Annotated in this window: 9 protein-coding genes and 1 pseudogene; 2 read left to right on the forward strand and 8 right to left on the reverse strand. The window is 71.6% G+C overall.

Features of this window, described 5'->3' with window-relative positions:
- Nucleotides 1-18: 18 nt before the first annotated feature.
- From asnB to IF29_RS43690, 7 genes are all read right to left on the reverse strand, one after another.
- Nucleotides 19-1,965: an asparagine synthase (glutamine-hydrolyzing) gene (gene asnB / locus IF29_RS0118520; RefSeq protein WP_030256002.1), complete on the reverse strand. Its 1,947-nt coding sequence runs from the start codon at nucleotides 1,963-1,965 to the stop codon at nucleotides 19-21.
- 2 nt (nucleotides 1,966-1,967) lie between these two features.
- Nucleotides 1,968-3,518: a Wzz/FepE/Etk N-terminal domain-containing protein gene (locus tag IF29_RS0118525; protein ID WP_030256004.1), complete on the reverse strand. Its 1,551-nt coding sequence runs from the start codon at nucleotides 3,516-3,518 to the stop codon at nucleotides 1,968-1,970.
- Entirely contained in the window at nucleotides 3,515-4,882 is a 1,368-nt protein-coding gene (locus IF29_RS0118530) for a GumC domain-containing protein (protein WP_030256005.1), read from the reverse strand. The genes IF29_RS0118525 and IF29_RS0118530 overlap by 4 nt, the downstream gene beginning before the upstream one ends.
- Entirely contained in the window at nucleotides 4,879-6,150 is a 1,272-nt protein-coding gene (locus IF29_RS0118535; protein WP_030256007.1) for a glycosyltransferase family 4 protein, read from the reverse strand. The genes IF29_RS0118530 and IF29_RS0118535 overlap by 4 nt, the downstream gene beginning before the upstream one ends.
- On the reverse strand, nucleotides 6,140-7,456 hold the full coding sequence (locus IF29_RS0118540) for a nucleotide sugar dehydrogenase (RefSeq protein ID WP_030256010.1): 1,317 nt from the start codon (nucleotides 7,454-7,456) through the stop codon (nucleotides 6,140-6,142). The genes IF29_RS0118535 and IF29_RS0118540 overlap by 11 nt, the downstream gene beginning before the upstream one ends.
- A gap of 108 nt (nucleotides 7,457-7,564) precedes the next feature.
- On the reverse strand, nucleotides 7,565-9,043 hold the full coding sequence (locus tag IF29_RS0118545; protein WP_030256013.1) for a sugar transferase: 1,479 nt from the start codon (nucleotides 9,041-9,043) through the stop codon (nucleotides 7,565-7,567).
- A 406-nt stretch (nucleotides 9,044-9,449) separates the two neighbouring features.
- The gene (locus IF29_RS43690) at nucleotides 9,450-10,439 is read right to left on the reverse strand and encodes a hypothetical protein (RefSeq protein ID WP_157623815.1); all 990 of its coding nucleotides are present in this window, start codon (nucleotides 10,437-10,439) and stop codon (nucleotides 9,450-9,452) included.
- A gap of 335 nt (nucleotides 10,440-10,774) precedes the next feature.
- On the opposite strand from IF29_RS43690, the gene IF29_RS0118555 reads away from it, so the two are divergent.
- Entirely contained in the window at nucleotides 10,775-11,800 is a 1,026-nt protein-coding gene (locus IF29_RS0118555; protein WP_030256018.1) for a fatty acid desaturase family protein, read from the forward strand.
- Nucleotides 11,801-11,810: 10 nt separating this feature from the next.
- Here the strand turns inward: IF29_RS0118555 and IF29_RS0118560 are convergent, their stop codons facing one another.
- Nucleotides 11,811-12,656, reverse strand: a complete 846-nt coding sequence (locus tag IF29_RS0118560; RefSeq protein WP_037595734.1) for an MOSC domain-containing protein — start codon at nucleotides 12,654-12,656, stop codon at nucleotides 11,811-11,813.
- A 204-nt stretch (nucleotides 12,657-12,860) separates the two neighbouring features.
- Here IF29_RS0118560 and thrS point away from each other — a divergent pair.
- Nucleotides 12,861-14,126: pseudogene (thrS, locus tag IF29_RS0118565) on the forward strand (threonine--tRNA ligase); the annotation flags it as partial.
- Nucleotides 14,127-14,211: the final 85 nt, after the last annotated feature.

The following is a 14,211-nucleotide window of genomic DNA, read 5'->3' on the forward strand; positions in this document are numbered from 1 at the left end:
GCGCCGTTTCCTACGCGGTCACGTGCGGGTGGTGGTCGGATCCGGGTGGTGGTCGGACGATCCGGAGATCGCGCCGCGGTACCAGTACTCGAGGGTCAGCACGTGCCACAGGTGCTTGGAGTAGTCCTGCTGCCCGGCGGCGTCCTCGGCGACCATCCGCGCCAGCGCCTCCCGGCGCAGGATCCCGGCGCGGACCAGCTCGCCGTCGTTGATCACCTCGCGCACCAGCGGTGCCAGGTCCCGGCTCATCCAGGCCCGCAGCGGGGCGCTGAACAGGCCCTTGGGTCGGTAGACGATCTCCCGCGGCAGGATCGAGGTCGCCGCCTCCTTGAGCACGGCCTTGCCCTGCCGCCCGACGATCTTGCGGTTGCCGGGGATGCTGAAGGCGGCCCTGACCACCTCCACGTCCACGTAGGGCACCCGTACCTCGGTGGAGGCGGCCATGCTGGACCGGTCCGTGTAGGCGAGGTTGAGGCCCGGCAGGAACATCCGGGAGTCGGCCAGGCACATCCGGTTGACGGCGTCGTCCAGCTCGTTGTCCTGGTAGACGTCGGCGTGCTCGGTCAGCACGTCGTCGACGGTCCCGGCCAGGTCCGGATTGACCAGGGCGAGCAGCTCGTCCTGGTCGTACATGGTGTAGCTGCGCCGGAACGCGGTCTCCTCCGGCAGGTCGGCGAAGGAGAGGAAGCGCTTGGCGAAGCGCACCGAACGGTAGCCGCGGTTGGCCGTGGCGACCGGCAGCCGGCCCACGGTCGCGGAGACCCCGCGCCGCAGCGGCCCCGGGACGCGCTGGTAGCGCACCGCGAGTCGGTTGGCCAGGTGCTTGCGGTAGCCGGCGAACAGCTCGTCGGCGCCCATCCCGGAGAGCATCACCTTGACCCCGGCCTCCCGGGCGGCCGAGCAGATCAGGAAGGTGTTGATGGCGGCGGGGTCGCCGATCGGCTCGTCCAGGTGGTACGTCATCTTCGGCAGCAGGTCCAGGACCTGCGGGGCGATCTCGATCTCGTGCAGGTCCACGCCGAACTGGGCGGCCACCTGCCGGGCGTAGCGCAGGTCGTCCGGCATCGCCTCGAACCTGGCGTCCTCGGCCCGGAACCCGATCGTGTAGGCGGAGATCCCGGCCTGGTGACGGGCCGCCAGCGCGGTCAGGTAGCTGGAGTCGAGACCGCCGGAGAGGAAGGTCGCCACCGGGACGTCGGACAGCAGGTGACGCCTGGTCGAGTCCTCGATCACCGCGGCCAGGTCCGGCAGCTCGCCGCTCAGGGCCCGCTGCTGCCCCTCGGCGGCGACCTCCTTCAGGTTCCAGAACCGGCCGCGCTGCACACTGCCGTCGGGACGGCAGCGCAGCCAGCTCCCCGGCGGCAGCTTCTCCGCCTCGCGGAACGCGCAGCGGGAGTCCGGCACCCAGTAGTAGAGCAGTGAGGCCACCAGCGCTGCCTGGTCCACCTCCAGCGACCCGCCGCTGACGGCGGCGAGCGCCTTGAGCTCGGAGGCGAACACCAGGCCGCCACCGCGCCGGAGCAGGAACAGCGGCTTGATGCCGAGCTGGTCCCGGGCGAGCACCAGCTCGCCGGTGCGCTCGTCGAAGACCGCGAAGGCGAACATGCCGCGCAGCCGGGGCAGGCAGTCCGTGCCCCAGCGCCGCCAGGCCTCCAGCAGCACCTCGGTGTCGGAGGTGCCGCGGAAGCGCACCCCGGCGGCGGCCAGCTCGGTGCGCAGCTCGGGCGCGTTGTACAGCTCGCCGTTGTAGGAGAGCGAGAGGCCGTCCGAGACCATCGGCTGGGCGCCGGTCTCGGACAGGTCGATGATGGCCAGCCGACGGTGCCCCAGGTGCACCTCGCCGTCGCCGACGGGGTGGCTGTACCGGCCCTCGCCGTCCGGACCGCGGTGGGCCAGGATGTCGGTGAGCCGGTCGGTGACGGCCTTCCCGTCCGGCCATCGGTAAGCGCCTGCTATGCCGCACATGTCTACCGCGTCTCCTGGTCGTTGTCCGGGACCCGTACGGCCCATGCCGGCCGTCTGGTCTTCAACGGGCCCCCGCTCGGCCGGCCCGTCGCACCCGGCTTGCCGTTCGCACCCGGCCACGGCTGCTGCCACTCGTTCACGCCGCGCAGGGCGTTCTGCGCGCCGTCCCACAGGGTGCCGTCGGTCCGGTCGCCCGGATCGGGGTCGATCAGCACCACGCCGGCCACCGCGATGCGCAGGTCCGCGAGCTGCCGGGCCACGGTGTGCAGCCAGGCGGCGCTGCCGCTGCCGGCGCGGACCACGAGCACGGTGCGGGTGCCGAGGTACTGCAGGTCGGTCCAGGCCGTGCCGGGCGCGACCGAGCCGACGCCGATCCGGTCGCTCTGCGGCGGCACGGTCGCGAGGTACTCGCCGCGGACCACCACCGGGCCTCCCGGTTCCTGGCGGCGCGGGAACCGCCCGCCGGGCAGACCGTCGACCACCACCAGCGGCTCCTCCTGCGCCAGTGCCTTGGCCAGGTCCACCGCGATCTCGGCGGTGTTCTGCGCGCAGCCCAGTTCCAGCAACGACACCGGTTCGGTCGAGCTGAGCACGGTGCGGACCAGGGTCCTGGTGAGCCGCTGGCGCGCGTCCCTGCTCCTGCGGCGCTGCCAGATCCGGACCGACCGGTGGGGTGCGGCGCGCAGCTCGGCGATGACCGAGGCCCCCAGGTTCACGGCGATGTCCCGGCGCAGCACCGGACGGTCCGCCACCACCGCGCCGATCGCGGCCAGCGCGATCCCGACGGCGAGTCCCAGGACGCCCCCGATGCCGGCGTCGGTGGCCACGGTCTTCGGCACGGAGTGCTTGACCAGGTGCGGATTGTCCACGACCTGGGTACCGGAGATGAGTTGGGGCGTTCCCACCCGCGCCTGCTGGGCGCGCTGGTCGAAGTCGTCGATCTGCGAGGTGAGCGCGGCCCGGCGGGAGTAGAGCGATTCGAGGGTCGCCGCGTCGGTTCCTGACGATCCGTCACTGATCGACTTGTTGACCTGGGCGAGCTCGGTCCGCAGGCTGTTGCCCTGTGTTACCAGGGCGTTGGCGTTCGCGTTGGCGTCCGCGTTCAGCCGGGCCACGTGGTCCGCGACGAAGGCCTCGCCGAGCGCCTTGGCCCGTGCCTCCGCGTCCGCGGCGCTGGTGCCCTTCACGGTGATCTGCAGCACGTTGTTGGTCAGACCGATGCCCTGGTACTGGGCCAGGAAGTCCTGCGGGCGCTCCGTGGACTTGAGGATCGCCAGTGCCTTGCCGGCCATCTCCGTGGTCTGCAGCAGCGCCACGTCGGTGCGGATCAGCGTTCCGGGGTCGTTCGGCTGGTCCTGCGCGTGCGCGACCAGCACCTCGGTCGCCGCGGTCGGCGGCGCCGGCAGCAGGACCGCCATCGCCCCGCCGAGGACCAGCCCCAGCAGCGCCAGGGTGCCCCAGAGCCGGCGGCGTCTGCGCACCGCCACCACCAGTGCCTGCACGTCCACCAGCGGTGTGGCGGAGGACGTCTCTTCGGGCAGGGTCGTCGTCATGCCGAGCCTCCGCTCAGGTCCGCGCCCACCGCGACCGCCGGTGCGGCGCTGTCCGGGGGGCGTTCGGCGGAGCGCGACGGACGGGCCCGGACCGCGCTGGCGACGACATAGCCGACGATCCGGTGCCTGGCCTCCTCGCACGCCTGGGCGATGCCGGCCAGCTCCGCATCGGTCCAACTGCCCGCGCTGAGCACGACCAGCGCGCCGGACTCGCTGATCCGGTCCGGCACCACCGGCCGGTCGACCGGGACCAGCGCCACCCGCAGTTGGGGATCGCCGCCGGCCTCGGCGACGAGCCGCCCGGCCGCGCGGCCGGCGGTCCGGTCGCCGTCCGGGACGACGACCAGCAGCTGCCGGGGGGCCGACAGCTGCTCCCTGAGCCGGGCGCCGACCCGCCGGTAGCGGATCTGCCGGCTGGCCTCGTCGCCAGAGGACTGCACCGTCGGCAGGTCCCACCGGGTCTCGACGCCCACCAGCCACTTCATCCAGGAGCCGGGACCGTGGCCCTGCGGCCCGTGCGCGCGTCCCTCGACGGGTACGTCGACGGTGCCCACCAGCGCCGACCCCAGGGCCGAGGTGATCTCCCGCTCGGTGCGCGCCCGGCGGCCCGAGCGTGCGGCGGTGAGGTGGCCGATGACGCCGAACAGCAGGAACAGCAGCGCGCCGCCGCCGACCAGTTCCGGCCTGGTGGGCGGTGCCTGACTGGTCGGCACGGCCGCCGACCCGACCACGACCAGGGTGCCCTGGTCGGACACCGGATTGGCCTGGTCCAGCTTGGTGATGGCCTCCTCCAGGTCGTTGCGCAGCTGTTCGAGCTCGGTGCGGGCCTGGACGCCCTCCACCGTCTGCCCCGGGTTGACCCCCTCGGACAGGGCGGTGATCTTGCTGCTGGTCTGCGTCACCAGCTTCCGCAGCGCCGCCGACTGGTCCGCCGTGGTCGAGCCGGAACTGGTGTTGGTGATCTGGGTGGCGAAGGCGACGTACTGCTCGGCCATCTCGTCGGCCAACTGCGCGGCGTGGTCCGGGGTGTCGGCATTGGCCGAGATCTTGATGATGTTGCCGTCGGTGACCGCGGCGCCGACCTGGTCCTTCAGCTTGGTGTCGCCGGCGCCGGCCCAGGGGAGCGCGGCCGCGGCGCGGTCGATCACCACCGAACTGGTGGCGATCTCGGCCTGGGTCAGCAGCGCCCGGTCGTCCCAGGTCCCCGACAGCACGACCGAGGTGGTGGTCGCGTAGCGCGCCGGGAACAGCAGTGAGACGCCGTAGCCGGCCAGAGCGCCGAGCACGGCGAAGATGACGAGGAGCCGCCAGCGCCGACGGAGGATCCGCCCGACCGTGGCCAGCCGAATGGTGTCATCGCTCACCGCTGCGACCTCTTCCCTGTGCGCACCTGCTCGTCCTTCGACGCCCGGGTGCGGCCACCGCGGGCGAATGCGGAGGCGTAGGCGTCGAGCAGCGACCGCTGCGAGTTCCGCCAGGAGAGCGGACCGCTGATCCGCTCCTGCCCGATCTTGCCCATCCTGGCACGCTCTTCCGGATCATCCATCAACTGTGCGATGAGTACTGCGAATTCGGCCTCGTCGTTGGCCGGCGCATAGAGCGCGGCGTCACCGGCGGACACCCGCGCCTCGCGTAGGTCGAAGGAGACGATCGGCCGGCTCATCGCCATGTACTCCAGGACCTTGTTCATGGTCGACACGTCGTTGAGCGGATTGCGCGGGTCGGGGGAGAGGCAGACGTCCGCGGTGGACAGGTAGCGCGCCAGGTCGGCGTCCGGGATGCGCCCGGTGAACTCGACCTGGTCCGCGAGCCCGAGCTGCCCGGCGAGCTCCACCATCGCGTCGAAGGCGTCGCCGGCGCCGACGAACACCGCGTGCCAGTCGGTCCGCCCGACCTCGTCGCGCAGCTTCGCCAGCGCCCGCAGGGCGTAGTCGACGCCGTCCTGCGGGCCCATGACGCCCAGGTAGCACAGCAGATGGGGCTTGCCGCGCTTGAGCTCGGGCTCGGCCGGAACCGGCCGGAACCGATCCACATCGGGTGCGCTGCGCACCACGAAGACGTCCGCCGGCTGCTTGCCGCCGCGGCGCAGCGCGACGTCCCGGTAGCTCTCGTTGGTGGAGATCACCACGTCCGCGTGACGGTAGGTCAGCCGCTCCATCGCGCACACGGCGCGGTAGATCAGGTCCTCGCCGCGGTCGAACCGGGACAGGTACAGCTCGGGCACCAGGTCGTGCTGGTCGAAGACGAACCGCGCGCCGCGCCGCTTCAGCCACAGCGCCGGCAGGAACAGCAGGTCCGGCGGGTTGCAGGCGTGGACGACGTCGACCGGGCCGACCCTGCGGGCCAGTCTCAGGGTGTGCAGCAGCGCCGAACCGTACTCCCGCAGGTAGCCGAGCGGCCCTCCGGTGGCCGCGCGCAACGGGTAGCGGTGGATCCGCACCCCGTCGATCTCGGCCTCCGGTTCGGTGTCCCGCTTGCTCCCCCGTGGGCAGATGACCTCCACCTGCCAGCCGGCGTCGCGCAGCGTGGTGCACTCCTGCCACACCCGCCGGTCGAACGGCACGGACAGGTTCTCCACCAGGATCAGCGCGCGCCGTCCCGGCCCGTCGCTTTTGTTCGTGTTACCAAGCAAGGCCTGTGTACCCCGGTTCGGTCCGACGCGCCGCGGCGTCGGGAAGGTGGATGAGGTCGATGAGCATCGGGCCCCGGCCAGGGGGGAGCGCCGACAGCACCTCCGGGTCCCTGGTTCCGACCACGCACACCTCGGCGTGCTCCAGCACCTCGTCGATGGAGTCCGTCAGCAGCTGGGCGAGGTGCGGCAGCCGGGTCTCGATGAACTCGCGGTTGGCTCCGAGCAACCGGGAGAGGTTCACGTTGGAGTCGTAGATCCGCAGGTCGTAGCCCTTGCCGAAGAGCCGCTCGGCCAGCTCGACGAGCGGGCTCTCGCGGAGGTCGTCGGTGCCCGGCTTGAACGACAGCCCGAACAGGCCCACCCGGCGCTTGCCGGTGCGCTCGACCAACTCGACCGCGCGCTGCAGGTGTTCGGCGTTGGACGACAGCACATGGGCCAGGATGGGCACCGAGACGTCGGCCCGCTGGGCCGCGTGGACCAGGCCGCGCAGGTCCTTGGGCAGGCAGGAGCCGCCGAAGGCGAAGCCGGGCCGCAGGTAGGCGGGGCTGATGTTGAGCTTGCGGTCGGCCAGGAACACGTCCATCACCTGGTGCGAGTCCACCCCGAGCGCCTGGAACACCGACCCCAGCTCGTTGGCGAAGCCGATCTTGAGGCCGTGGAACGCGTTGTCCGCGTACTTGATCGCCTCGGCCGTCGGGATCGGCACCCGGAACACCTCGCCGGGCAGGCCCTCGTAGAGCGACGCCACCACGTCGCCGCTGGCCGGGTCGAGCTCGCCGATGACCGTCTTGGGCGGGTCGAAGAAGTCCCGCACGCTGGTGCCCTCGCGCAGGAACTCCGGGTTGACCGCGACCCCGAAATCCACCCCGGCGGTGCCGCCGACGCACTTCTCCAGGATCGGCACCAGCAGGTTCAGACAGGTGCCGGGGAGCATGGTGCTGCGGAACACCACGGTGTGCCACCCGCCCCGCTCGGCGATCGCGGCGCCGATCTGCTCGGCGACCCGCTCCAGGTAGGTGGTGCTCAGACTGCCGTTGGGCTCCGAAGGCGTGCCCACGCAGACCAGCGACACATCGCTGCCGATGATGGCCTCGCGCACGTCGTCGGTCGCGCGCAGCGCCCCCGACTCCACGACCCCGGCGATGAGTTCGCCGATCCGCTCCTCGACCACCGGGGTCCGGCCGGCGTTCACCAGGTCCACCTTGGCCCGGCTCACGTCCACCCCGATGACCTCGTGGCCCTGGCCGGCCAGGCACGCGGCCGACACGCTGCCCACGTAGCCGAGCCCGAACACGCTGATCCTCATGACTAGTCCCTCCCCCCAAGGCAGGCCCTTGTGGCCTGCGTTCCACGCGCCGATCACCTGTGTGACGACCCTCGTGCGACCCCCGTGCGACGACCCCACCCCCGTGGGTCAGTACGCCCCTTGCCCGTAGAGCACCGCTCGCGCCGTCTTCCACAGGATCACCGCGTCCAGGGCGAGTGACCAGTCCTCGACGTACCGCAGATCCAGCCGGACCGCTTCCTCCCAGGACAGGTCGCTGCGTCCGCTGATCTGCCACAGGCCGGTGAGCCCGGGCTTGACCAGCAGTCGCCGCCGGATGTCCGGTCCGTACGCGGCGGACTCCTCCGGGAGCGGCGGCCGCGGACCGACCAGCGACATGGAGCCGGTGAGCACGTTGAAGAGCTGCGGGAGCTCGTCCAGCGAGTAGCGGCGCAGCACCGAGCCGACCCGGGTCACCCGCGGATCCCGGCGCATCTTGAACAGCAGTCCGGCGCCCTCGTTGCGGTCGGTCAGCGCGTCGCGCGCCCCGTGCGCCCCGACGACCATGGTGCGGAACTTCCAGATGGTGAACTCGCGGCCGTCCTTGCCGACCCGGCGCTGGCGGTAGAGCGCCCCGCCGCGGGTGTCCATCAGCACCGACAGCGCGACGACCACCATCAGCGGCGCGAGCAGCAGCAGCAGGACCGCCGCCCCGATCCGGTCGACGACCTCCTTGACCACCCGGCGACCCCCGCTGAAGGACGGCATGCTGACCCGCAGCAGCGGTATCCCCAGCACCGCGTCGACGTGCAGCCGCGGACCGGCCACCTCCATCAGCACCGGGGCCACGACCATCTCGGCGTCGCTGCCCTCCAGGTTCCAGGCCAGCCGCTGCAGCTGGTCAGGTGACCAGTGCGGGTCCGCCGTGACCGCGACGACCCGGTAGCCGTCGCGGCGGACATGGCTGGCGACCTCGGTCAGTCGGCCGACCACCGGTACGCCGTCCAGCTGGTCGCCGTCGAGGCCGAGGCCGTCCGCGGTGCATATCGCCTCCACCCGCCAGCCCAGGTGCGGGAACTTGCGGGTCCGGGTGATCAGGTCGTGCACGGTGGACAGGTTGCCGGCGGCGAGTACGGGTCGCAGGCAGCGTCCTTCCTTCCGCTGCTTGTGCAGCCACAGCCGGAGCAGGTACCGCTCCACCATGGTGACCACAGCGATCGTCGGAACCGCGACGAAGACCCAGAGCTTGATGTTGTGCGAGGTGACGGCTATCCCGGCGAGTGCCAGCACCACGGCCGCCATGAACAGCGACCGGATCAGCCGGTGGAACTCCTCGGAGCCCTGGCCGAGCACGGCCGGAGCCCACGACCGGGTCACCGCGAGCGCGCCCAGCACCAGCACCTGGGTGCCGATGGCGAGGATCCCCCACTTCTCGCCCCAGTTGGACGCGTGCCTGGCCCCGAAGCAGCCGCCGATCGCGGCCACCACGAAGCCGGTGGCCATGATGTCGCTGACGATCACGGCACGGCGGTACCGCTGCTCCCAGTAGATCGCATACCGACCGATCGCTCCGTTTCCCTGCCGTTGGCGCTCTGCTGGAAACGGGTTGACGAACTCCGTCCGCTGCACGGCCCCCCCCGGGTTATCAGTGAGTTCGACATGTTCGCCTAACACTGCGTCCCTCCCCCACCGGGATGCCTCCGTCCTCGTGAGAGACATCCGGCTACTTCAGCACTGCTTGAACAACCCGGCCAGGCAACAGTGGAATCGCCTGTCCTGCCAGGCTCTCGACGTGCGTGCAGACCCGCGAAACCCCCGGGCGTTCCCCACACCCAAGGCCCCCAAACGCGGACCGGAACGGTAGCGCGATTTTGACGGTGCCTCATCCCCAAGCGGCTCCGCCGTGGTCAATCTAGAGCATAAGGGCCGTTCTGAAGAGGAGATGTGCGAAAGTCGTGTCCATTCTGTCGTGACCGACGACCGCGAAGCCGATCGTTCATGGCTCCGTCTCCTCGGTGCCGCAGCGGGTTCGTTCCTACGGCGCCGGGAACTGGCCCGGCGGGACGTCGCTGGTTCTGGCCGTCCCGCCGACCACCGCGTAGAGGCTGAGCGTGTAGGTCGTGTACTCGATCTGTGTCGAGGTGTACTTGGTGGTGAACTTCAACGTGTCGTCGAACTTCTGGTAGGCGCACCCCGAGGTGAACCCCTTGCGGCCGGAGTCCCAGTCGGAGCCGGTGGTGAAGTAGACGGTGTAGGTGCCGTCCCGCACGCCCCTGACGGTGTAGCTGCCGTTCTTGCGGATGTACACCGCGAAGGAGCGGGATCCGCTCCTGGTCAGGGTGATCACCGCGTCGCCGTCGCCGCCGTTCTCGATGGTGAGCCGGCCGTTGCCGCTGCGGTCGGTGTCCCTGAGGTAGGTGCCGGTGGACAGCGAGCGCTTCTGCTGTTTGGGGAAGCTCGGCACGGTGATCCCGGCCGGGTGGCCGGCCGCGGCCATCGCCTTCAGCTGGGTGGACAGTGCGGCCAGGCTGCCGGCCTTTCCGGCCTGCACGGCGGGCGAGGCGGCGGCGCAGACGGGGTTGCCGTCGCTGTCCTGCCCCTGCGCGAGCGACTGCAGGTCGCCGGCCAACGTCTTCAGCTTCTGGGACAGGTCCTGGGTGTCCTGGGCGGCCTCGGCCGGCGCCGCCACGGCGTCCAGCCGACCCGCCGCGGTCTGCAGCGCCGTGGCCGCGGCGTTCAGTCGGGCCTTGGAGCCGCCGGTGGCGACCGCCGACAGCGCGGCCGAGACCGGCCTGTCGATCGTGGCGACCGCGGCGACGTACTGACTGGTCGTCATCTCCGTGGGCGTCGGCGAGGCAGTGGGCGAGGCCGCGGTGGTGCCGGGACCGCCCCCTCCCGACGTCCCCCCGCTCGCCGTCCCCTGGCTCGACGCCGCCCCGGAACCCCCGCAGGCGGCCAGCAGCACCCCCGCCGACACCGTCGCGGCAGCCCCCAGCAACCGCCTTCGGACCGGACCGATGATCATGGCTTCCCCCTCGCCCCGTACCCCTCGCCCCGGGCCAGTATGAAAGCGTACGCACAACGCAGTCAACCAGTTACAGCACGTGCGCATGGGGTTGGCGGGATCCGGTGCACGCCGCAGCCGCCCCCACGACGCGCACCGAACCGTCAGACCCCGCCCGCCCTGGCCGACCCCGTCGGGACGAGCGGTTTTCGGGTCTGCCGGTCCGGGGGGCGGGGGGATAACCCCCGAGGCGGTCGGGTGGGCGCTCCATGGTTGTCGGGTTCGGTGATCCATAGGTTGGTGAGCAGGGACGACGCCTGGTCGGCCCGGCCGCCCGCACACCCCTGGAGACCTTGATGCCGCCCACGCTCAGCGCCACCGCCGTCCGCGGATCGGAGTTCACCCCGCTGCTGCAACGGGTCCGGGCGGAGGGGCTGCTGGAGCGGAGGACCGGCTGGTACGCCCGCAGCATCGCCCTCAACCTGCTGCTGACCGCGGCCGTCTGGAGCGGGGTGGTGCTGCTCGGCGGCTCCTGGTGGGTGCTGGCGCTGGCGCTTCCCGCGGCCGTCCTCGGCGGGCGGACCGCCTTCCTCGGCCATGACGCCGGCCACCAGCAGATAGCCGCGAGCCGCCGGGTGAACCGGGTACTCGGCCTGGTGCACGGCAATCTGCTGCTCGGCATGAGCGTGGGCTGGTGGACCGACAAGCACATCCGGCACCACGCCAACCCCAACCACGTGGACAAGGACCCCGACGTCGGGGTGGGCGCCTTCGTCTGGACGCAGCGTCAGGCGGCCCAACGGGCCGGGCTGGCCCGCTGGCTGACCCGTCATCAAGCCGGCCTGTTCTTCCCGATGCTGCTGCTGGAGGGCGTCGCCCTCAAGGTGTCCAGCCTGCAGGACCTGCGGCGCCAGTCGGGCCGCGAACGGCTGGTCGAGGGCTCGCTGCTGGTGGCCCATCTGGCCGGCTACGCCACGCTGCTGCTGCTCTCCATGGACCCGCTGCAGGCGCTGGCCTTCGCCGCGCTGCACCACGCCCTGTTCGGACTGCACCTCGGCTCAGCCTTCGCCCCCAACCACAAGGGTATGGAGATGCCCGACCCGGACGGCGAGGACCGCTGGGGCCACCTCCGCCGGCAGGTGCTCACCTCGCGCAACGTCCGCGGCGGGCTGCTCACCGACTTCTTCCTCGGCGGCCTCAACTACCAGATCGACCACCACCTGTTCCCCAGCATGCCCCGCCCCAACCTGCGGGCCGCCCAGCCGCTGATCCGGGCGCACTGCGCCGCCGCCGGCCTCCCGTACACCGAGACCGGACTGATCGAGTCCTACCGCCAGGGGCTGCGCCATCTGCACCAGGTCGGGCTGGCCGCGAGCAGGTGACGGCGGGCGGTCAGAGCCGGACCGGGTCGCCCGGACGGATCCGTCCGGGCCGGACCACCTGGGCGTAGCTCCCGGCGCAGGGCTCGATGCCTCCGCCCGGGACCACCGGGACCCGGTTGTGCTGGGCCAGGGTCCGCAGCGCCGCGGTGTCGCGGGGGAGGGCGCCATGGGCGAGGGTCGGGACGGCGCAGCGCGGGGTGTTGGCGATCACGCGCAGGGTGAGCGTGTCGCCGATCCGCAGCTCCCGGTCGTACCAGTCGTTCTCGACGAAGCCGGCGCCATCGGTGTCGACCACGATGTTGGGACGGTAGCGGCGGACGTCGGAGGTGCGGTCGGGATGCAGTTCGGCGATCCGGCGCAGGGTGGAGGCGGTGATCAGATGGATCGGCGCGAAGTCGAAGAAGGTCCCGTCGGGGGAGCCGGAACCGAACCGGACCAGGTCCGCCTCCACCTCGGCGTCGAGTCCCTCGCTCAGCACCTGCTCCGGCCTGGACCGCTCCAGCGCCGCATGCTCCGGCGGCCGGTCCGCCAGCGCGACCTCCCGGCCGACCACGGCCGACAGTGCGTCGTCGATGTCGGGGTCGGTGCTCCACCGGCTCTTGCCGTCCGGGTCCGTGATCCGCACCCCGCCGTCCCCCTCGCCGGTCGCGGCGCAGCTGAGCAGCCTGCGCCAGAGCCGAGGGGTCTTGGCACTGGCGATCATGCCGGTCTCCCGGTCGACCAGGGCGAGCCTGCGGTCCCCCTCCAGCCCGTGCTCGGTCACCTCCGCGGCGGGCAGCTGCTCGCCCAGCATCGACTTGACCGGGTAGCGCCACAGCGCTCCGACCGTCCCGACCACTGCCGCCGCATCCGCCATCAGACGCCCCGTCCCTCCAGGTCCAGCTGGAGCCTAGCGAAAATCGATCGCCCGGTCGCCCGGGTTCTTGTTAGCCTGCGGCCATGAACAAGCGCGCTGCTGTGAACACGACGACGCCGGAGAGTGTCCCGGCGCGCTGACAGCCGTTCTGTCCGAAGCCCCGGGGCGAGTGCCCCGGGGCTTCGCCGTGCGGTCACTCGCTCCACCGACAGCGAGGAGACCACGATGCAGGCAGACGAGATGCAGGTGCATCAGGAGAACCGTCACGACCATCGCAGGCTCGGCCGCGAGCTGGACCTGTTCGACACCGACCCGCTGATGGGCGCGGGGCTGCCGTACTGGCTGCCCGACGGCGCCGCGGTGCGGCACGCCCTGGAGGAGTACGTCCGAGGGGTCGAACGCCGGGCCGGCTACCAGCACGTCTACTCGCCGGTGCTGGGCAAGCGGGAGCTCTACGAGATCTCCGGGCACTGGTCGCACTACAGCGAGGACATGTTCCCGCCGATGGACCTCGGCGCCGAGCAGGTGGTGCTGCGGCCGAGCCTGTGTCCGCACCATGCCCTGATCTACCGCTCACGTTCCCACAGCTATCGCGAACTTCCGCTGAGAATGGCCGAGTTGGGCGGTATGTACCGGTCGGAGCTGTCCGGGGTGCTCGGCGGGCTGACCCGGGTGCGGGCGATCCAGCTGAACGACGCCCACATCTTCTGCACCCTGGACCAGGTCGCGGAGGAGGCGCGGTCCGCCCTGGAGCTGATCCGCTGCGCCTACGCCGACCTGGGCATCCGCCCGTCGCTCTTCCGGCTGTCGCTCCCCGGCCCCGGCGGGAAGTACGTCGCCGCACCGGAGATGTGGCGGCGGGCCACCGCCCTGCTGACCGAGGTGCTGGACGGCGCCGGGGTGGAGTACCTGGCGGTGGAGGGCGAGGCCGCGTTCTACGGCCCGAAGATCGACGTGCAGATCACCGACGGCGCCGGACGGGAGGCCACCCTCTCGACCGTCCAGGTCGACTTCCACCAGCCGGAGCGGTTCGATCTGCACTACATCGGGGCTGACGGTGCGAAACACCGGCCGGTGATGGTGCACCGAAGCATCATCGGCAGCGTGGAGCGGGCCGTCGCCCATCTCATCGAGACCCACGGCGGCGCCTTCCCGGCCTGGCTCGCCCCGGTGCAGTTGGAGGTCCTGCCGGTCTCCGACGCGGAACTCCCGGCCGCCGTCGAGCTGTTGGACCGCTGCCTGGACCTGGGTCTGCGTGCCAGGCTTGCCGCCCCGGAACAGGGCACCCTGGGCGCCCGCGTCCGAGCCGCCCGACTGGTGCCCTACCAGGCAGTGATCGGCCCCCGCGAGGCAGCAGCCGGCCACGTCTCCCTACGCCTCCGCAACGGCCACCGCCCGCCCCCACTCCCCACCCCCGAGGCCCTGGCCCGCATCGTCGCCCAGGTGGAGGCCCGCAGCGGGGAGTTGTGACACCCGCTCCAGGGCAGCCTGACCCGCCGGAGTCGCTGGATCCGGCGGGTCAGGGGTACTGGGTCAGGGGCGCACCGTGCCGGTT

This window comes from Streptacidiphilus jeojiense (assembly GCF_000719095.1).
Classification (GTDB): domain Bacteria; phylum Actinomycetota; class Actinomycetes; order Streptomycetales; family Streptomycetaceae; genus Streptacidiphilus; species Streptacidiphilus jeojiensis.

Bases quoted from the DNA above. Each gene is read 5' to 3' on its own strand.
- asnB (WP_030256002.1), bottom strand. From the start codon at position 1,965: ATGTGCGGCATAGCAGGCGCTTACCGATGGCCGGACGGGAAGGCCGTC.
- IF29_RS0118525 (WP_030256004.1), bottom strand. From the start codon at position 3,518: ATGACGACGACCCTGCCCGAAGAGACGTCCTCCGCCACACCGCTGGTG.
- IF29_RS0118540 (WP_030256010.1), bottom strand. From the start codon at position 7,456: ATGAGGATCAGCGTGTTCGGGCTCGGCTACGTGGGCAGCGTGTCGGCC.
- IF29_RS43690 (WP_157623815.1), bottom strand. From the start codon at position 10,439: ATGATCATCGGTCCGGTCCGAAGGCGGTTGCTGGGGGCTGCCGCGACG.
- IF29_RS0118555 (WP_030256018.1), top strand. From the start codon at position 10,775: ATGCCGCCCACGCTCAGCGCCACCGCCGTCCGCGGATCGGAGTTCACC.
- IF29_RS0118560 (WP_037595734.1), bottom strand. From the start codon at position 12,656: ATGGCGGATGCGGCGGCAGTGGTCGGGACGGTCGGAGCGCTGTGGCGC.